Raw genomic sequence first — 17292 nt, 5'->3', positions numbered from 1 at the left:
CCCACTCACCCGGGCTCCCGGGCCCCGCCCCCGCCCAGCGCCTGCCGCTCCACGAGCCGGGTGACGTCCTTCGCGGTGACGATCCCCACCAGCCGGTCCGCGTCCACCACCAGCAGCGGCAGCCCGACACCCGGCCTCAGCGCGTCCAGGGCCTCGCCCAGCAGATCACCGGGGGCCGCCACCGCGCACCGCTCCAGCGGGGTCGCCGCGTCCCGCACGCGCAGCGCGTCCCGCTGCGCCTCCGGGATCCGGGCCAGCCCGCGTACGTGCACCACCCCGCTCGGGCGGCCGTCGAAATCGAGCAGCGGCAGGGCGGAATGCCGGGACCCGACGGCCACCTCCTCGATGAACCGCCGCACGCTCAGCCAGTCGGCGCCGGCCGCCACCGGGCTCGACATGGCATCGGCCACGCGCACACCCCGCAGCCCCGTCTGCAGGACGGCCCGCTGGCGCTCCGCGCCCGCGACGAACGTGATGAACACGCCGATGACGACGAGCCACAGCCCGCCCGAGGACCCGCGCAGGAAGGAGACCCAGCCCAGCGCCGCCAGCAGTACGCCCATGACCTGCCCGCTGCGCGAGGCCGCCCGGTCCGCGCGGTCCCGGTCGCCCGTGCGCCACCACAGCAGGGCCTGGAGCACCCGACCGCCGTCGAGCGGCGAGGCCGGCAGCAGGTTGAACACGCCGAGGAACAGGTTCGCCCAGCCCAGCCAGACCAGGACGGCGGCGGGTACCGCCCAGCCGAGCAGGGCGTCCAGCCCGATCCCCGCGCCGACCGCGGCGCCGCCGATGACCAGGCTGGTCAGCGGACCGCTCACCGCCACGGCGAAGGCCGCCCCGGCGCTCTGCGGCCGGCCCATCCGGGTCATCCCGCCCAGCGCCCACAGGGTGACGTCCTCGACGGAGATCTTGCTGCGGCGGGCCATCGCGGCGTGCGCCGTCTCGTGCAGGAGCAGGCTGCCCATCAGCAGCAGGGCCCCCACCACGCTGGCGAGGGTGTACACGGCGTTCGAGCGCCCGGGAGTCCACACGGGGAGGGTCTGGCGGCCGAGCCCGTACGCGAACAGCACGACGAGCAGCGGCACGCTCCAGTGCATCCGCAGCGGCACTCCGACGACACGTCCGATGGGGACCGAGCCGTTCATCTCGTCTCCTGCCGGGCTCGGCAGTGGGTCTCACCCCATTGTCGCTCCGGCACGGCGGAACCGTACGGGAGCCACGGGTGCCGCGGGGCTCAGCCCTCCGTGGCGGCCGGAGCGGCCAGGGCCTCGTCGAGCTCCCACGCGTGCCGCTTGAACTCGCGCAGGAAGTCGCCGTGGTCCTCCCACTGGCGGGCGATGCCGCGCAGCACGTCCCAGTGGTGCTCCACCGACTGGTCGATGACCCGGCGCAGTGCCGGCTCGGCCGTGGCCCGCTTCTCGATGAGCCCCTTGACCGCCGAGGCCTCCAGCACGGCGTTGCGCAGCGCGCGCAGGGCCCGGGAGGTGTCGTCCATCGCGAAACCGCGCTCGCTGCCGGTGGCCTCGTCGAACAGCGGGGTCAGCCGCGCCTCGATGAATGCGGTGATCCGCTCGAAGTGCTGCACGTCCATCGGGGGCTCCATCTCATCTGCTTCCGGGCGCCGTGGCTGCCCGCGGCGCGCATGAAGAATATCCGCCGAAGATCGGGAGGCGGCGGGCGGCGGGTGCCGTCACGCGGCGACGGCCTCCGGTACGTGCTCCGCGACGCCGGCGGGCCGCCCGAACCCTCCACCAGGTGGCGGCTCCGGGTGGCCACTTCCGGGTGACACCCCCGTAGGTCTCACCGGCCCGCGGGCGCCCGTGGTCGACGATCGCCAGCGGCCGTACCTGACGCGGCCGCAGATGGCCGGGGGCCGGACGCTTGGGAGATCACGTGCACATCCTGCTCGCCGCCAGCGCGTTCAACAGTCTCACTCAGCGCGTCCATGCGGAACTGAGGGACCGGGGGCACAGTGTGGCCGTCGAGCTCGCCCTGCCCGGCGTCTCCCTCGTCGAGGCCGTCGACCGCCACCGGCCCGACCTCGTGCTCGCACCGATGCTGAAGACCCCCATCCCGCGTGAGGTGTGGTCCGCCCACACCTGCCTGATCGTCCACCCCGGGCCCGTCGGCGACCGTGGGCCCTCCTCGCTCGACTGGGCCATCGCCGAGGACACGACCCGCTGGGGCGTCACCGTCCTCCAGGCCTGCGAGGAGATGGACGCGGGCGACGTCTGGGCCACCGCGGAGTGCACGCTGGCGCCCGTCGGCAAGAGCGACGCCTACCGCGGCGAGATCGCCGACGCCGCCCTGGCCGCGGTGCTGACGGCCGTCGACCGCTACGCAGGCGGCACGTACGTCCCCGAGCGGCAGGGCTCCGGCCGCGCCCGGCCGTACCTGCGCCAGGAGATGCGCCGCATCGACTGGGCGAACGACTCCACGCGCAGCGTCGTCCGCGCGCTGCGCGCCGCCGATTCCCAGCCGGGAGTACTCGACGAACTGCTCGGCGGCCAGTGGTTCCTGCACGGCGGACACCCCGAGGACCGACTGCGCGGCCGCCCCGGCGAGCTGCTCGCCACCCGCGCGGGCGCCATCTGCAGGGCGACCGCCGACGGAGCCGTGTGGATCCCCGAGCTCCGCGCCCGGCGCCTGCCCGGCGAACCGGGCGAGCCGGCCCCCGTCAAACTCCCCGCGACCCTCGCCCTCGGCGACCGGCTGCCACCGCTCCCCGAGATCCCCGCGCCGCCGTACGCCGAGGCGGAGGCCGACGGCGGCCCGCGGACCTGGTCCGACATCACCTACCGGGAGCAGGGCGGGGCGGGCTTCCTCACGTTCTCCTTCCCCGGCGGCGCGATGAGCACCACGCAGTGCCGGCGCCTGCTCGCCGCCTACCGCGAGGCCTGCACGCGGCCCGTCTCCGTACTCGTCCTCGGCGGCGGCCGCGACTTCTTCTCCAACGGCATCCACCTCGGGGTCATCGAGGCGGCCGCCGACCCGGCCGAGGAGTCCTGGGCCAACATCAACGCCATGGACGACCTCGTGGAGGCCGTGCTGACCACCACCGACCGGTTCGTCGTGGCCGCCCTGGGCGGCAACGCGGCCGCCGGCGGGGCCATGCTCGCCCTCGCCGCCGACGAGGTCTGGTGCCGCGCCGGGGTGGTCCTCAACCCGCACTACCGGCTCATGGGCCTGTACGGATCCGAGTACTGGACCTACACGCTGCCCCGCCGGACCGGAACCGGCGTCGCGGACCGCCTCACCGCCGACGCCCTGCCGGTCAGCGCCGAGGCCGCCCGCAGGCTCGGACTGGTCGACCGCACGATCGACTGCGCCCCGCAGGAGTTCGCGGACGAGACGTCCCGGCTCGCCGTCCGCGTGGCGGGCTCGCCCGCCGTCCTGTCCCGGATCGCCGGCAAGAAGGCCCGCCGCGACGCCGACGAGAGCGTCCGGCCGCTCGCCGCCTACCGGGAGGCCGAGCTGGCACGGATGCGGGAGACCTTCTTCGACCCGCGGGCCCCGTACCACGCCCTGCGCCGCGCCTTCGTGCGCAAGGAGACTCCGGACCGCACCCCGGCCCACCTGGAGCGGACCGTGCCGGGGCGGCGCACCGCGCCCCTGCCCTCGCGGCGGCCCCGGGTCACTGGACCGGCCGTACAAGACAGGGCGCCGGGCCCGGCCGGCTGCTAGCAAGAAAGGTGAGGCCGGCGCGGAGCACCTGCCCGTCCGCCGTCCCCGTTCCGCCCCATCCCGCGTCCCCGGCCCCACCCACCCCCCCCGCATCCCCTCCCAAGGAGCGATCCTCATGGATGCAGCAACGCCGAGCACGGCGGTAGAGGACCCCCCGATCCACATCCTCTGGATCAACGCCGGACTGAGCTGCGACGGCGACTCGGTGTCCTTGACGGCAGCGATGCAGCCCAGCATCGAGGAGATCGTCATGGGCGTCCTCCCGGGACTGCCCAAGATCGCCGTGCACTGGCCGCTGATCGACTTCGAGTGCGGACCGGTCGGCGGCGCCGACACGTTCATCGAATGGTTCTTCAAGGGGGAGCGCGGGGAGATCGACCCCTTCGTGCTCGTCGTCGAAGGCTCGATCCCGAACGAGAAGATCAAGCCCGAGGGCTACTGGTGCGGCTTCGGCGACGACCCGGAGACCGGCCAGCCCATCACCACCAGCGAGTGGATCGACCGTCTCGCGCCCAAGGCCCTCGCCGTGGTCGCGATCGGCACCTGCGCCACCTACGGCGGCATCCACGCGATGGAGGGCAACCCCACCGGCGCCATGGGAGTGCCCGACTACCTCGGCTGGGACTGGACCTCGAAGGCCGGCATCCCGATCGTGTGCGTCCCCGGCTGCCCGATCCAGCCGGACAACTTCTCCGAGACCCTGACCTACCTGCTCTACCAGGCGGCCGGCTCCGCGCCGATGATCCCGCTGGACGACAAGCTGCGCCCCACCTGGCTGTTCGGCGCCACCGTGCACGAGGGCTGCGACCGGGCCGGCTACTACGAGCAGGGCGAGTTCGCCCAGACCTACGACTCGCCCAAGTGCCTGGTCAAACTCGGCTGCTGGGGCCCGGTCGTCAAGTGCAACGTGCCCAAGCGCGGCTGGATGAACGGCATCGGCGGCTGCCCCAACGTCGGCGGCATCTGCATCGCCTGCACCATGCCGGGGTTCCCCGACAAGTTCATGCCGTTCATGGACGAGCCTCCGGGGGCGAAGGTCTCCGCCACCGCCAGCGGGGTCTACGGCACCCTCATCCGCAAGCTCAGGTCCATCACCGAGCACACGGTGGACCAGGAACCCAAGTGGCGCCACCCCGGACGGCAGTTGACCACCGGCTACCGCAAGCCCTGGTGACCGGGTCGCCCACCTCCCCGCGTCCGCCCGCGGACCCGGGTCCACCGGGTCCGCGCCCCACCGCTGCGCATCCCCCAACCCCCAGCTCCCGTCTCCAAGAAGGGTCACGGCAGACAAGATGACACCGAAGACGAAGGCGGCCGGTGACGGCAGCGGCCTGGTGGAGATGGCCTGGGATCCGATCACCCGGATCGTGGGCAGTCTCGGCATCCACACGAAGATCGACTTCAAGCAGAAGAGGGTCGCGGAGTGCTACAGCACCTCGTCCGTCTTCCGCGGCTACAGCGTCTTCATGCGCGGCAAGGACCCCCGCGACGCGCACTTCATCACCAGCCGCATCTGCGGGATCTGCGGCGACAACCACGCCACCTGCTCCGTCTACGCCCAGAACATGGCGTACGGCGTGAAGCCGCCCCACCTCGCCGAGTGGATCATCAACCTGGGCGAGTCGGCGGAGTACATGTTCGACCACAACATCTTCCAGGAGAACCTGGTCGGGGTCGACTACTGCGAGAAGATGGTCCGCGAGACCAACCCCGGCGTCCTCGAGCTGGCCGAGCGCACCGAGGCACCGCACGCCGCGGAGCACGGCTACCGCACCATCGCCGACATCATGCGCTCGCTCAACCCCATCGAGGGCGAGTTCTACCGTGAGGCCCTCCAGGTCAGCCGGTACACGCGCGAGATGTTCTGCCTGATGGAGGGGCGCCACGTGCACCCCTCCACCCTCTACCCGGGCGGCGTCGGCACCATCGCCTCCGTCCAGCTCTTCACGGACTACATGAGCCGCCTCATGCGGTACTGCGAGTTCATGAAGCGCGTCGTCCCGCTCCACGACGACCTCTTCGACTTCTTCTACGAGGCCCTGCCCGGGTACGAGGAGGTCGGCCGCCGGCGCGTCCTGCTGGGCTGCTGGGGCGCGCTCAACGACCCCGAGTACTGCGACTTCACGTACGCCAACATGACCGACTGGGGACGGAAGATGTTCGTCACCCCGGGCGTGGTGGTGGACGGGAAGCTGGTCACCAACGACCTCACCGAGATCAACCTCGGCATCCGCATCCTGCTCGGCAGCTCGTACTACGACGACTGGCAGGGCCAGGAGAAGTTCGTCACCCACGACCCGCTCGGCAACCCGGTCGACGCCCGCCACCCGTGGAACCAGCACACCATCCCGGCCCCGCAGAAGCGGAACTTCGACGACAAGTACAGCTGGGTGATGTCCCCGCGCTGGTTCGACGGCAAGGACCACCTCGCCCTCGACACCGGCGGCGGCCCCCTCGCCCGCCTGTGGTCCACCGCGCTGTCCGGGCTCGTCCACACCGACTACGTCCAGGCCACCGGCCACAGCGTGGTCATCACCCTGCCCCGGACCATGACCAAGCCCGAGACCCGCTTCGAGTGGAAGATCCCGAAGTGGAGCAACGCGCTGGAGCGCAACCGCGCCCGCACGTACTTTCAGGCGTACGCGGCCGCCATCGCGCTGCACTGCGCCGAGAAGGGCCTGGCCGAGGTGCGCGCCGGACGCACCCAGACCTGGGAGAAGTTCGAGGTCCCGGACGAGTCCATCGGAGTCGGCTTCACCGAGGCCGTCCGCGGCGTGCTCTCGCACCACATGGTGATCCGCGACGGCAAGATCGCCAACTACCACCCGTACCCGCCCACCCCGTGGAACGCCAGCACCCGCGACACCTTCGGCACCCCGGGACCGTACGAGGACGCCGTCCAGAACACCCCGATCTTCGAGGAGAACTCCCCGGAGAACTTCAAGGGCATCGACATCATGCGCGCCGTGCGCAGCTTCGACCCCTGCCTGCCGTGCGGCGTGCACATGTACGTCGGTGGCGGCAAGACGGTCAAGCAGATGCACGTGCCCACCGGCCTGAGCGGACTGGGCGGATGAGCGTGACGGTGACCGACGCCCGCGAGGCGGGCCGGCGGGTGGACGAGGTCCTGGACCGGCTGGCCGCCTCGGGCGACCGCGGGGCCTGCGCCGCGGCCGAGGAACTGGTGCGCGTGCTCATGGACTTCTACGGGGCCGGGCTCGCCCGGATCGTGGAGCGGCTCGGAGTGGAGCGCCTCGGCGGGCTGCTGGACGACGAGCTCGTCGCGAGCCTGCTCGCCCTGCACGACCTGCACCCGGAGGACGTGCACACCCGGATCGCCCGGGCCCTGGAGTCCGTACGGGACCCGGTGGAGCTGGTCGGCTTCGACGCGGCCACCGGCGTGCTGCGCCTGCGGTCCGCGCCGGGCGGTGGCTGCGGCTGCGGTTCCGGCGGGGACGCCGTGCCGCGGAGCGTCGAGGACGCCCTGGCCTGCTTCGCACCCGAGGTGACCTCGGTGGAGCTCGAAGCGGCCGAACCGACCCCGCCGCTGCTCCAGATCGGCACCCGCCCGCAGGCCCCGGCGCGGGCCCGGTGAACGCGGCGCACCCCTTTGAGACGGCGGAGCCGGGCACCGGCTCCGCCGGGCTGCGCGGCCAGCGCGGCCTGCGCCGGTTCACCGGGCCCCGGCCGCCCCGCCCCGAGCGCTGCGAGCTGTGCGCAGTGGCGGTCCCCGAGGACGGCCACCGCCACCTCGTGGAGGTCGAGAAGCGGGCGCTGGTCTGCGCCTGCACCGCCTGCGCCCTGCTGTTCGACCGGCCCGGCGCCGCCACCGGGCGCTTCCGCGCCGTGCCCGACCGCTACCTCACCGACCCGGACCACCGGCTCGGCGAGGGGGCTTGGGAGCAGCTGCAGATCCCGGTCGGGGTCGCCTTCTTCTTCCGCAACGCCGCCCTCGACCGGCTGGTCGCGCTCTACCCGAGCCCGGCCGGCGCCACCGAAAGCGAACTGGACCCGGCCACCTGGCAGAACGTGCTCGGCGGCGGCGCGCTCGCCGCGCTGCTCGAACCCGACGTGGAGGCGCTGCTGCTGCGCCGGACCGAGGGCCGCACCGAGTGCTACCTCGTGCCCATCGACATCTGCTACGAGCTGGTGGGGCGGATGCGGCTGCTGTGGCAGGGCTTCGACGGCGGGGCCGAGGCCCGCGCCGCGCTGAACGCCTTCTTCGCCCAGGTGGAGCGCCGGGCCAAGGTCCCGGCGGGGGCGGGGGAGGGACGGTCGTGACCGACTTCGCCTTCGCCTGCACCGGGGTGCGCGCCGACCCGTACGCGGCCGGCCCGACCCTCGTCTTCCGACTGCGCATCACCACCGCCCCGGACAAGCGCGTCCACGCGCTCGCGCTGCGCTGCCAGATCCGCATCGAGCCGGCCCGGCGCGGCTACGGCACGGGCGAAGCGGCGGCGCTGCACGACCTGTTCGGCGAGCGGGCCCGCTGGGGGAACACCCTCCAGCCCCTCCAGTTCGCCCAGGTCTCGGTGATGGTCCCCAGCTTCACCGGGGAGACCGAGACCGATGTCGTCGTGCCGTGCTCGTACGACATGGACATCGCCTCGGGCCGCTACCTCAGCGCCCTGGAGGAGGGCGAAGCGCCGCTGCTCATGCTGTTCTCCGGCACGGCCTTCACCGGCGCCGGAGGCTTCCAGGTGGAACCCGTTCCCTGGGACCGCGAAGCCCCGTTCAAGATGCCCGCCGAGGTGTGGCACGAGATGGTCGAGCAGCACTTCCCCGGCTGCGGCTGGCTGCGACTGCCCCGCGACACCATGGCCGACCTGCTCGCCTACCGCTCCCGTCACGCGCTCGCCTCCTGGGAGGCGACCGTACGGAGCCTGCTGGACGCGGCGTCGACGGCCGAGCCGCCGCCCCCCGACCCCGCCTGGGCCGGCGCCGTACTGCCGCGGGCCGCCGAGAGGACCGCGCCATGACCACGACGGCCCTGCCGGCATCACGCTTCGCCCTCGCCCGGCAGGTGGCCGACGCCGTCCTCTTCGAGGGTTACGTCCTCTACCCGTACCGGGCCTCGGCGGCGAAGAACCGGCTGCGCTGGCAGTTCGGCGTGCTGGTCCCGCCCGCGTGGGGGCCCGCGCACGGCGAGCACTCCTTCCAGCGCACCGAGGTGGTCATGGAACCCCGGGGCGCGGCCACCCTCGCCGTGGAGCTGCGCTTCCTGCACGCGCAGCGGCGTACGGTCGAAGAGGCCCGCGCGGACGGTTCGTTCGCGGCCGTGCCCGAACTGCACCTGCCCGACCGGGTCCTGGTCCCCTGGGACGAGGGGACCGAGGAGCGGGTCGAAATGACCGTTCCCGTCCAAGAGTTGGAGGAGGGCGAGGTCTGCCTGCCCTTCGTCCGGCCCGCCCGCGAGGAGACCGAGCCCGTGCTCGGCGCCGACGGCCGCGAGGTGGGCAGGCTGGTCCGGCGCACCGAGCGGGCCGACGGCGTGCTGCGGCTGCGCGCGGAGCACCTGGACGTCCCGTACCGGGCGTTCAAGCTCACGGTCGTGGTCGAGAACGCGAGCGATTGGACCCCGGGCGCGGACACCGCCGGGGGAGCCGGTGCGACCGGGAGAGCGGACGTGGCCGGGGGAGCCGACGCGACCGGGGGCGCGGAGCGCGATGCCGCCCTGCCGCGCTCACTGGTGGCGGCCCACCTGCTGCTCGGTCTCAGCGCCGGATCCTTCCTCTCCATGACCGACCCGCCCGAGTGGGCCAAAGCCTCCGTAGCCACCTGCGCCAACCGGCACACCTGGCCCGTCCTCGCCGGCGAACCGGGCAGCAGCGACGTGGTCCTGTCCTCGCCGATCATCCTGGAGGACCACCCCGGCATCGCCCCCGAGAGCATCGGGGCCATGTACGACGCCACCGAGATCGACGAGATCCTCGCCCTGCGCACGGCGGCCCTGACCGACCAGGAGAAGCGGGAGGCCCGCGGCACCGATCCCCGCGCGGCCGCCGTCATCGACCTCGCCGAGACCATGCCGCCCGAGGTGCTGGAACGCCTGCACGGCGCCGTCCGGGCGCTGCGCGAGATCACCGACCCCGGCGCGGCCACCCCCGATTCCTTCGCCGAACTCTTCGACGAGGACGCCGTGTTCAAACCGGACACCCCCTGGTGGGACCCGGCCCACGCCGATCCCGCCGATCCGGCCCGCGACCGGATCCTGATCGACGGGACCTCGGTGGGCCCCGGCAGCCGCGTGGTCCTGCGCCCGGGACTGCGGCGCACCGACGCCCAGGACCTGTTCCTGCAGGGCGCCGCCGCCCGGGTCGAGGCCGTACTCCACGACGTGGACGGCGGAGTGCACCTCGCCGTCACCGTCGAAGGGGACCCGGGCGCCGACATCCGGCGCGAACAGGGCCGGTTCCTCTACTTCCAGCCCGACGAGGTGGCCCCCCTGGAGGGCGCGTGAACGGCCGCATCCTGATCGCCGGCATCGGCAACGTCTTCCTCGGCGACGACGGCTTCGGCGTGGAGACCGCCAGGAGGCTGGCCGACCCCGGCCACGGGCTGCCCGGGCACGTCGAGGTGGTGGACATCGGCGTGCGCGGGGTCCACCTCGCCTACCAGCTCCTCGACGGCTACGACACGCTCGTCCTGGTGGACGCCACCGCCCGCGGCGGAGCCCCCGGCACCCTGTACCTCATCGAGGCCGCCGAGCCCGGCACCCTCGCCCCGCAGAGCCCGGTGCTCGACGGGCACCAGATGTCCCCCGACGCGGTGCTCGCCCTGCTGGAGACCCTGTGCGCCGGAACCGGCACCGCGCCGCCCCGGCGGATCTGGGTCGTCGGATGCGAACCCGGCTCCCTGGAGGAGGGCATCGGCCTGAGCGCGCCGGTGGCCGCAGCCGTACCGGAGGCCGTGCGGATGGTCCTGGACCTGGTCCTGAGCCGGGACGAGGAACTGCTCGACCAAGAACGCAACGCCACCGCCACCTGAGGAGAACCCATGCCAACCGAGGAGAACCCATGAAGAAGGCCATCATCGTCGGCGCGGCCGCCGCCGTCCTCGCCTGCGCGCTGGGCGTGGTGCTCCCCGACATCCGGCGCTATCTGAAGATCCGCCGCATGTGACCCGCTCACCCGCCGGCCGGTGACCGCGATCCGTGTGATCCCTGACGTGCGACCGCCCCGGCGCCCGAATGGCGTACGGGGCGTCGGCGCGTCGGCGTGCCCGAGCGCCCCGTACGGCGCAGGCCGGTCTAATGAGGCCCGGCAGGACGGAGTCCCATGCACGAGATGTCGATCGCCATGGCCGTGGTGGGCCAGGTGGAGGAGGCCGCCGAGGCCGACGGCGCGACCGCCGTCACCTCGGTCCGGCTCCAAGTCGGAGAACTGGCCGGGGTGGTGCCCGACGCACTCGCCTTCTGCTTCGAACTCGCCTGTGCGGGGACGCTCCTGGAAGGTGCCGAGCTCGTGACCGAGCCGGTCGCCGCCCGTGCCCACTGCCGTTCCTGTACGGGCGACTGGGCGGTCGGCATGCCGCCCCGGCTGGTCTGCCCCGGCTGCGGGGAGGCCGCGGACGTCGAACTGCTCACCGGGCGCGAGCTGCAGATCCTCAGCGTGCACTGGGAGGACGGACCCGACCGCGTCCGGCCTCCGGCCCCCACCCGCGAACCGATCTCCGAGGAGCACTGAACCATGTGCCGTGTGGTCGACCTGAAGCAGGCGGTCCTCGCCAAGAACGAATCGGCCGCGCACGCCCTGCGCACCGAACTCACCGCCCGCGGCACCACGGTGGTCAACCTGCTGTCCAGCCCGGGCAGCGGGAAGACCGCCCTGCTGGAGCGCGAACTCGGCCTGGCGCGCGAGCGCGGCGTACCGGTCGCGGCCCTCACCGCCGACCTCGCCACCGAGAACGACGCGCTGAGGCTGGCCCGTTCGGGGGTTCCCGTCAAGCAGGTGCTCACCGACGGGCTCTGCCACCTGGAGGCCGCGATGCTCGGACGGCACCTCGACGGCTGGCTGCCCGAGGACACCCGGATCCTGTTCGTGGAGAACGTCGGCAACCTCGTCTGCCCCGCCTCGTACGACCTCGGCGAATCACTGCGGGTCGTCCTCGCCTCGGTGACGGAGGGGGAGGACAAGCCGCTCAAGTACCCGACGGCGTACGGACTGGCCCAGCTCGTCGTCGTGACGAAGTCGGACATCGCGCAGGCCGTCGAGTTCGACGAGGCGGCCTTCCGCGCGCACGTCCAGCAGGTCAACCCGGGGGTGGAGGTGGTGCTGACCTCGGCCCGCCGCGGCGAGGGCGGGGGCGTCCTGCTCGACCGCGCGCTGGCGGTCGGCTCCGGAGGCCCGGTGCACGCCCCCGTCATGGCACGACAGCCCTCCGCACACCACCATCACCACACGGCGACCCCCGACCACGACCACGGGCCCGACCACGACCACGGGCCCGGCCACGACCACTCACCCGGCCACGGGCCCGGGCGCCACCACGCACCCGGCGCCGGCCACGGTCCGGGCCATGAACACGGTCCCGGTCACGACCACGGTCCGGGTCCCGGTACCGGTCCCGGCCACCACGGTCCCGGCTCCGCCTCCCGGGCCGTACACCCGCACTCCGGCGTGGTGCCGACCCGCTGATGGAATCCGTGGAGCGCCGCCGGGTCGTCGTGCGCGGAGTGGTGCAGGGCGTGGGCTTCCGGCCGTACGTGTACACCCGCGCGACCGGACTCGGTCTCGCCGGGCACGTCACCAACACCCCCGAGGGGGTCGTCGCCGAGGTGGAAGGCGCCCCGGCGGACGTGTCGGCCTTCTGCGAGCGGCTCGCGGCCGACGCCCCGCCGCTGGCGGTCGTCGACGCCGTCGACCACCACGAGGTGCCCGTCTCCGGCGGCGCGGGCTTCACCATCGTCGCCTCCCGTTCCGGCGGGCCCGCCCGCACCCTCGTCTCCCCGGACGTGGCCACCTGCGCCGACTGCCTGGCGGAGCTGGCCGATCCGGCCGACCGGCGCCACCGACACCCCTTCATCACCTGCACCCACTGCGGCCCCCGCTTCACCATCGTCACCGGGGTGCCGTACGACCGGGCGCACACGACCATGGCCCCCTTCCCGATGTGCCCGGACTGCGCCCGGGAGTACGCCGACCCCGCCGACCGGCGCTTCCACGCCCAGCCGGTGGCCTGCCCCGCCTGCGGACCCCGGCTGCGCCTGCTCGCCGGTACGCCGCCGCGCGAGGCGGCGGACGCCGACCCGGTGGCCGAGGCCCGCCGGCTGCTGGCCGGCGGGGCGATCCTCGCGGTCAAGGGCCTCGGCGGCTACCACCTCGCCTGCGACGCCGCGCACGCCGGGGCCGTGGCCGAGCTGCGGCGCCGCAAGGCTCGCGGGGACAAGCCCTTCGCCCTGATGGCCCGCGATCCCGCCGACATCGAGCACCTCGTCCACCTGGGCCCGGCCGAACGGGCCCTGCTCACCGGGCCGGTCCGCCCCATCGTCCTGCTGCGCCGCCGCCCGGGAGCCGCCGAGGAGGAGTTCGTCGCCGACGCCGTCGCCCCGGGCAGTCCCGACCTGGGCGTCATGCTCCCGTACACCCCCGTGCACCATCTGCTGCTCGGCCTGCCCGGCGACCCGCCCGGACCCCGGCTGCTCGTCATGACCAGCGGCAACCTGTCGGGCGAGCCCATCGTCACCGACGACACCGAGGCCATGGACCGGCTCGGCCGGCTCGCCGACGCCTGGCTCACCCACGACCGGCCCATCCACGTCCCCTGCGACGACTCCGTCGTGCGCGTCTGCGACGGCGAGGCGCTGACCCTGCGCCGCTCCCGCGGCCACGCCCCGCTGCCCCTCACGCTCCCGCTGTCCGTACCCGCCACGCTGGCCGCCGGGGGCGACCTCAAGAACGCCTTCTGCCTCGGCGAGGGCCGCAAGGCCTGGCTGTCGGCGCACATCGGGGACATGGACGACCTGGCCACGCAGTACGCCTTCGAACGCGCGCAGCAGCAGCTGGAGTCCATCACCGGCGTCGCGCCCGGGCTGCTCGCCGTGGACCGGCACCCCGGCTACCGCTCCGGCCGCCTGGTCCGCGCCCGGGCCGCCGGCCGCCCGGTCCTCGGAGTCCAGCACCACCACGCGCACATCGCGTCCGCGATGGCCGAACACGGCCGGGACGACGGCGCCGGCAGGGTGATCGGCGTCGCGTTCGACGGCACCGGATACGGCGACGACGGCGCGGTGTGGGGCGGGGAGGTGCTGCTCGCGGACTACGCGGGGTACACCCGGTTCGCGCACCTCGCCTACGTCCCGCTGCCGGGCGGTGATGCCGCCGTGCACCGGCCGTACCGGATGGCCCTGTCCCATCTGCGTGCCGCCGGGCTCGACTGGGACCCGGACCTGCCCTGTACGGCGGCCTGTCCGCCCGAGGAACTACGGCTGCTCCGCCGCCAGTTGGATCGGAACCTGCACTGCGTGCCGACTTCCAGCATGGGCCGGCTCTTCGACGCGGTCTCCTCCCTGGCCGGCGTCTGCCACCATGCCGGGTACGAGGCCCAGGCCGCCGTCGAGCTGGAGTCCGCGGCCCTCGCCGGGTGCGGGACGGAGGCGGACGGCGGTTACGCCTTCGCGCTGCGCGAGCGAGAACGGGGCGGCGAGAGCCCGGTCACGGCCGACGCGGCCCCCGTGCTCGCGGCGGTCGTGGCCGACGTACGGGCCGGCGAGCCCAAGGCGCTGATCGCCGCCCGCTTCCACACGGCCGTCGCCGATCTCGTGGGCACGCTGGCCGTCCTCGCGCGCGAGCGGCACGGGCTCGACACCGTCGCCCTGAGCGGCGGGGTCTTCGCCAACACCGTGCTCTCCAGCGCCTGCGCCCGCCTGCTGCGCGAGCGCGGCTTCACCGTTCTGCGCCACCACCGCGTCCCGCCGAACGACGGGGGGCTGGCCCTCGGCCAGCTCATGGTGGCGGCCAGTACCCCGCGACACCCACAGCAAGGAGAGGGCCATGTGCCTGGCGGTACCCGGCAGAGTGCTTGACATCGGGGAGAAGGACGGCACCCGCATGGCGACCGTCGATTTCGGCGGCGTGGTCAAGGAGGTGTGCCTGGAGTACCTCCCGGACCTCCAGGTCGGCGAGTACGCCATCGTCCACGTCGGCTTCGCCCTCCAGCGGCTCGACGAGGAGTCGGCCCGGCAGACCCTCGAACTCTTCGCCCAGCTCGGCATGCTCCAGGAGGAGTTCGGCGACCCCTGGGAGCGGGCGGCGGCCGAGGCGGGCATGGAGGAGTGGCCCTTCGCCGACGACATCGCGGAGCAGCCGCAGCACGCCGGGGACGCAGAGGGCGCCGTACAGGAGGCTCAGCAGCAGTGAAGTACATCGACGAATTCCAGGACCCCGAGCTGGCCCGCCGCCTGCTCGACGACATCCACGCCACCGTCACCCGCCCCTGGGCGCTGATGGAGGTCTGCGGCGGCCAGACGCACACCATCATCCGGCACGGGATCGACCAGCTCCTGCCCGAGCAGGTCGAGTTGATCCACGGCCCTGGCTGTCCGGTGTGCGTGACCCCGCTGGAGGTCATCGACAAGGCACTGGAGATCGCCTCCCGGCCGGACGTCATCTTCTGCTCCTTCGGCGACATGCTCCGAGTCCCCGGATCCGGCCGCGACCTGTTCCAGGTGCGCAGCGAGGGCGGCGACGTACGGGTGGTGTACTCCCCGCTCGACGCCCTGCGGATCGCGCAGCAGAACCCGGCGCGCGAGGTGGTGTTCTTCGGCATCGGCTTCGAGACCACCGCGCCGCCCAACGCCATGACGGTCCATCAGGCCAAGAGGCTCGGCATCCCCAACTTCAGCCTGCTCGTCTCCCACGTCCGGGTGCCCCCGGCCATCGAGGCGATCATGACTTCCCCGAGCTGCCGGGTCCAGGGCTTCCTCGCCGCCGGGCACGTGTGCAGCGTGATGGGCATGGGGGAGTATCCGGAGCTGGCCGCGCGCCACCGGGTCCCCATCGTGGTCACCGGCTTCGAGCCGCTGGACATCCTCGAAGGCGTACGCCGGGCCGTCCGTCAGCTGGAGCGGGGCGAGCACACCGTCGACAACGCCTACGCGCGCGCCGTCCGCCCGGAGGGGAACCCGGCCGCGCTCGCGATGCTGGAGGACGTCTTCGAGGTCACCGACCGCGCCTGGCGCGGCATCGGTGTCATCCCCCGCAGCGGCTGGCGGCTGTCCGCCCGCTACCGGGACTACGACGCCGAGCACCGCTTCTCGGTGACGGACATCGCCACGCAGGAGCCCGCCGAGTGCCGCAGCGGGGAGGTCCTCCAGGGGCTCATCAAGCCGCACCAGTGCGAGGCGTTCGGCACCACCTGCACCCCGCGCACCCCGCTCGGCGCCACGATGGTCTCCAGCGAGGGCGCGTGTGCCGCGTACTACCTCTACCGGCGCCTCGACCTCGCGCCGGCCGCCCGGACCGCACCGCTGGAGGCGAGCCCCGTTGTCTGAAGCCCTCTCCGACGCCGTACTCGACGTCACCGGCTGGACGTGTCCGGCCCCGCTGCGGGACCGCCCCCGCGTGGTGATGGGCCACGGAGGCGGCGGAGCGCTCTCCGCCGAGCTCGTCCAGCACGTCTTCGCACCCGCTTTCGGCGGCGAGGTGCTCGCCCGGCTCGGCGACTCGGCCGCGGTCACCCTGGGCGGGGCGCGCCTCGCCTTCTCGACCGACTCGTACGTGGTGCGGCCGCTGTTCTTCCCCGGCGGCAGCATCGGGGACCTCGCGGTCAACGGCACGGTCAACGACCTGGCCATGAGCGGGGCCCGGGCCGCCTACCTCTCCTGCGGGTTCATCCTCGAGGAGGGCGTCGAGCTCTCCGTGGTGGGCCGCGTCTCCGAGGACCTCGGCGCGGCCGCGCGGGCCGCGGGCGTCGAGGTGGCCACCGGGGACACCAAGGTGGTCGAGTCCGGCCACGGCGACGGCATCTACCTCAACACCGCCGGCATCGGGCTCATCCCCGACGGGGTGGACCTGCGCCCGCAGCGCGTCGTGCCGGGTGACGTCGTCATCGTCAGCGGGGAGATCGGCCTGCACGGCGTGGCCATCATGAGCGTCCGCGAGGGCCTCGAGTTCGGGGTGGACGTCCAGAGCGACTGCGCGCCGCTGGGCGGGCTCGTCCAGGCCATGCTCGCGGTCACCCCCGACCTGCACGTGCTGCGCGACCCCACGCGCGGCGGGCTGGCGGCCGCCCTCAACGAGATCGCGGCGGCCTCGGGGGCCGGGGTCGTCATCCACGAGGGCCGGGTGCCGGTCCCGGAGGCCGTCGGAAACGCCTGCGCGATCCTCGGCCTCGACCCCTTCTACGTGGCCAACGAGGGCAAGCTGGTCGCGTTCGTGCCCCGAGAGCACGCCGACGCCGTCCTCGACGCGATGCGCGCGCACCCGCTGGGCCGGCACGCGACCGTGATCGGCGAGGCGGTCGAGGCCCACCCCGGACTGGTGGTGGCCCGCACCGGCCTCGGCGGCACCCGCGTCGTCGACCTGCCGATCGGGGAGCAGCTGCCCCGCATCTGCTGAGGCCGGGCCCCGGCCCCGTACCGTCGTGAGCGAGCCGCCGCCCTCACCACGG

17 protein-coding genes are annotated in these 17292 nt (G+C 73.5%); 15 read left to right on the top strand and 2 right to left on the bottom strand.

Annotated elements, in window-relative coordinates; all coding sequences use genetic code 11:
• Positions 1 to 5: 5 nt before the first annotated feature.
• Together K7B10_RS03825 and K7B10_RS03820 are read right to left on the bottom strand one after the other, a co-directional pair.
• The gene (locus K7B10_RS03825) at positions 6 to 1145 is read right to left on the bottom strand and encodes a site-2 protease family protein (RefSeq protein ID WP_229334526.1); all 1140 of its coding nucleotides are present in this window, start codon (positions 1143 to 1145) and stop codon (positions 6 to 8) included.
• Between the two features lie 89 nt (positions 1146 to 1234).
• Positions 1235 to 1591 carry a hypothetical protein gene (locus K7B10_RS03820; RefSeq protein ID WP_229334525.1) on the bottom strand — a complete coding sequence of 119 codons (357 nt, stop codon included), beginning with the start codon at positions 1589 to 1591 and terminating at the stop codon, positions 1235 to 1237.
• A gap of 302 nt (positions 1592 to 1893) precedes the next feature.
• Between K7B10_RS03820 and K7B10_RS03815 the strand changes: the two genes are divergently transcribed.
• The 15 genes from K7B10_RS03815 to hypE all read left to right on the top strand — a co-directional run bounded on the left by K7B10_RS03815 (position 1894) and on the right by hypE (position 17240).
• On the top strand, positions 1894 to 3684 hold the full coding sequence (locus K7B10_RS03815; RefSeq protein ID WP_229334524.1) for a hydrogenase maturation protein: 1791 nt from the start codon (positions 1894 to 1896) through the stop codon (positions 3682 to 3684).
• 115 nt (positions 3685 to 3799) lie between these two features.
• A complete protein-coding gene (locus K7B10_RS03810) occupies positions 3800 to 4858 on the top strand; it encodes an NADH-quinone oxidoreductase subunit B family protein (RefSeq protein WP_053693570.1) in 1059 nt (352 codons plus the stop codon).
• A 118-nt stretch (positions 4859 to 4976) separates the two neighbouring features.
• Positions 4977 to 6761: a nickel-dependent hydrogenase large subunit gene (locus K7B10_RS03805; protein WP_229334523.1), complete on the top strand. Its 1785-nt coding sequence runs from the start codon at positions 4977 to 4979 to the stop codon at positions 6759 to 6761.
• Positions 6758 to 7279, top strand: a complete 522-nt coding sequence (locus K7B10_RS03800) for a NifU-related iron-sulfur-binding protein (RefSeq protein ID WP_229334522.1) — start codon at positions 6758 to 6760, stop codon at positions 7277 to 7279. Before K7B10_RS03805 ends, K7B10_RS03800 begins: the two co-directional genes overlap by 4 nt.
• 68 nt (positions 7280 to 7347) lie before the next feature.
• On the top strand, positions 7348 to 7965 hold the full coding sequence (locus tag K7B10_RS03795; protein WP_372481533.1) for a DUF5947 family protein: 618 nt from the start codon (positions 7348 to 7350) through the stop codon (positions 7963 to 7965).
• Entirely contained in the window at positions 7962 to 8663 is a 702-nt protein-coding gene (locus K7B10_RS03790; protein WP_229334521.1) for a DUF6084 family protein, read from the top strand. The genes K7B10_RS03795 and K7B10_RS03790 overlap by 4 nt, the downstream gene beginning before the upstream one ends.
• A complete protein-coding gene (locus K7B10_RS03785) occupies positions 8660 to 10144 on the top strand; it encodes a hypothetical protein (protein WP_229334520.1) in 1485 nt (494 codons plus the stop codon). The genes K7B10_RS03790 and K7B10_RS03785 overlap by 4 nt, the downstream gene beginning before the upstream one ends.
• Positions 10141 to 10671, top strand: coding sequence for a hydrogenase maturation protease (locus K7B10_RS03780; RefSeq protein ID WP_229334519.1), 531 nt, complete (start codon positions 10141 to 10143; stop codon positions 10669 to 10671). The genes K7B10_RS03785 and K7B10_RS03780 overlap by 4 nt, the downstream gene beginning before the upstream one ends.
• Before the next feature lie 29 nt (positions 10672 to 10700).
• Complete coding sequence (locus tag K7B10_RS41520; RefSeq protein ID WP_372481360.1) at positions 10701 to 10805, top strand: DUF6893 family small protein; 105 nt, start codon at positions 10701 to 10703, stop codon at positions 10803 to 10805.
• Between the two features lie 156 nt (positions 10806 to 10961).
• Positions 10962 to 11369, top strand: a complete 408-nt coding sequence (locus tag K7B10_RS03775) for a hydrogenase maturation nickel metallochaperone HypA/HybF (RefSeq protein WP_229334518.1) — start codon at positions 10962 to 10964, stop codon at positions 11367 to 11369.
• Positions 11370 to 11372: 3 nt separating this feature from the next.
• Positions 11373 to 12320: a hydrogenase nickel incorporation protein HypB gene (hypB, locus tag K7B10_RS03770; RefSeq protein WP_229334517.1), complete on the top strand. Its 948-nt coding sequence runs from the start codon at positions 11373 to 11375 to the stop codon at positions 12318 to 12320.
• Positions 12320 to 14707, top strand: coding sequence for a carbamoyltransferase HypF (gene hypF, locus K7B10_RS03765; RefSeq protein ID WP_229334516.1), 2388 nt, complete (start codon positions 12320 to 12322; stop codon positions 14705 to 14707). Before hypB ends, hypF begins: the two co-directional genes overlap by 1 nt.
• Positions 14676 to 15041 (top strand): HypC/HybG/HupF family hydrogenase formation chaperone, encoded by a 366-nt coding sequence (locus K7B10_RS03760; RefSeq protein WP_229334515.1) that lies wholly within the window; start codon positions 14676 to 14678, stop codon positions 15039 to 15041. The genes hypF and K7B10_RS03760 overlap by 32 nt, the downstream gene beginning before the upstream one ends.
• A complete protein-coding gene (gene hypD, locus K7B10_RS03755) occupies positions 15038 to 16174 on the top strand; it encodes a hydrogenase formation protein HypD (RefSeq protein WP_229334514.1) in 1137 nt (378 codons plus the stop codon). The genes K7B10_RS03760 and hypD overlap by 4 nt, the downstream gene beginning before the upstream one ends.
• Before the next feature lie 76 nt (positions 16175 to 16250).
• A complete protein-coding gene (gene hypE / locus K7B10_RS03750) occupies positions 16251 to 17240 on the top strand; it encodes a hydrogenase expression/formation protein HypE (protein ID WP_372481532.1) in 990 nt (329 codons plus the stop codon).
• Positions 17241 to 17292 lie beyond the last annotated feature (52 nt).

This window comes from Streptomyces flavotricini (assembly GCF_020639365.1).
Taxonomy (GTDB): domain Bacteria; phylum Actinomycetota; class Actinomycetes; order Streptomycetales; family Streptomycetaceae; genus Streptomyces; species Streptomyces flavotricini.
This window is presented reverse-complemented; position numbering and strand designations above follow the sequence as displayed.

Coding starts and splice junctions, on each gene's coding strand:
- K7B10_RS03825 (WP_229334526.1), bottom strand. CDS start 1,145: ATGAACGGCTCGGTCCCCATCGGACGTGTCGTCGGAGTGCCGCTGCGG.
- K7B10_RS03820 (WP_229334525.1), bottom strand. CDS start 1,591: ATGGACGTGCAGCACTTCGAGCGGATCACCGCATTCATCGAGGCGCGG.
- K7B10_RS03810 (WP_053693570.1), top strand. CDS start 3,800: ATGGATGCAGCAACGCCGAGCACGGCGGTAGAGGACCCCCCGATCCAC.
- K7B10_RS03805 (WP_229334523.1), top strand. CDS start 4,977: ATGACACCGAAGACGAAGGCGGCCGGTGACGGCAGCGGCCTGGTGGAG.
- K7B10_RS03800 (WP_229334522.1), top strand. CDS start 6,758: ATGAGCGTGACGGTGACCGACGCCCGCGAGGCGGGCCGGCGGGTGGAC.
- K7B10_RS03785 (WP_229334520.1), top strand. CDS start 8,660: ATGACCACGACGGCCCTGCCGGCATCACGCTTCGCCCTCGCCCGGCAG.
- K7B10_RS41520 (WP_372481360.1), top strand. CDS start 10,701: ATGAAGAAGGCCATCATCGTCGGCGCGGCCGCCGCCGTCCTCGCCTGC.
- K7B10_RS03775 (WP_229334518.1), top strand. CDS start 10,962: ATGCACGAGATGTCGATCGCCATGGCCGTGGTGGGCCAGGTGGAGGAG.
- hypB (WP_229334517.1), top strand. CDS start 11,373: ATGTGCCGTGTGGTCGACCTGAAGCAGGCGGTCCTCGCCAAGAACGAA.
- hypF (WP_229334516.1), top strand. CDS start 12,320: ATGGAATCCGTGGAGCGCCGCCGGGTCGTCGTGCGCGGAGTGGTGCAG.
- K7B10_RS03760 (WP_229334515.1), top strand. CDS start 14,676: ATGTGCCTGGCGGTACCCGGCAGAGTGCTTGACATCGGGGAGAAGGAC.
- hypE (WP_372481532.1), top strand. CDS start 16,251: ATGGGCCACGGAGGCGGCGGAGCGCTCTCCGCCGAGCTCGTCCAGCAC.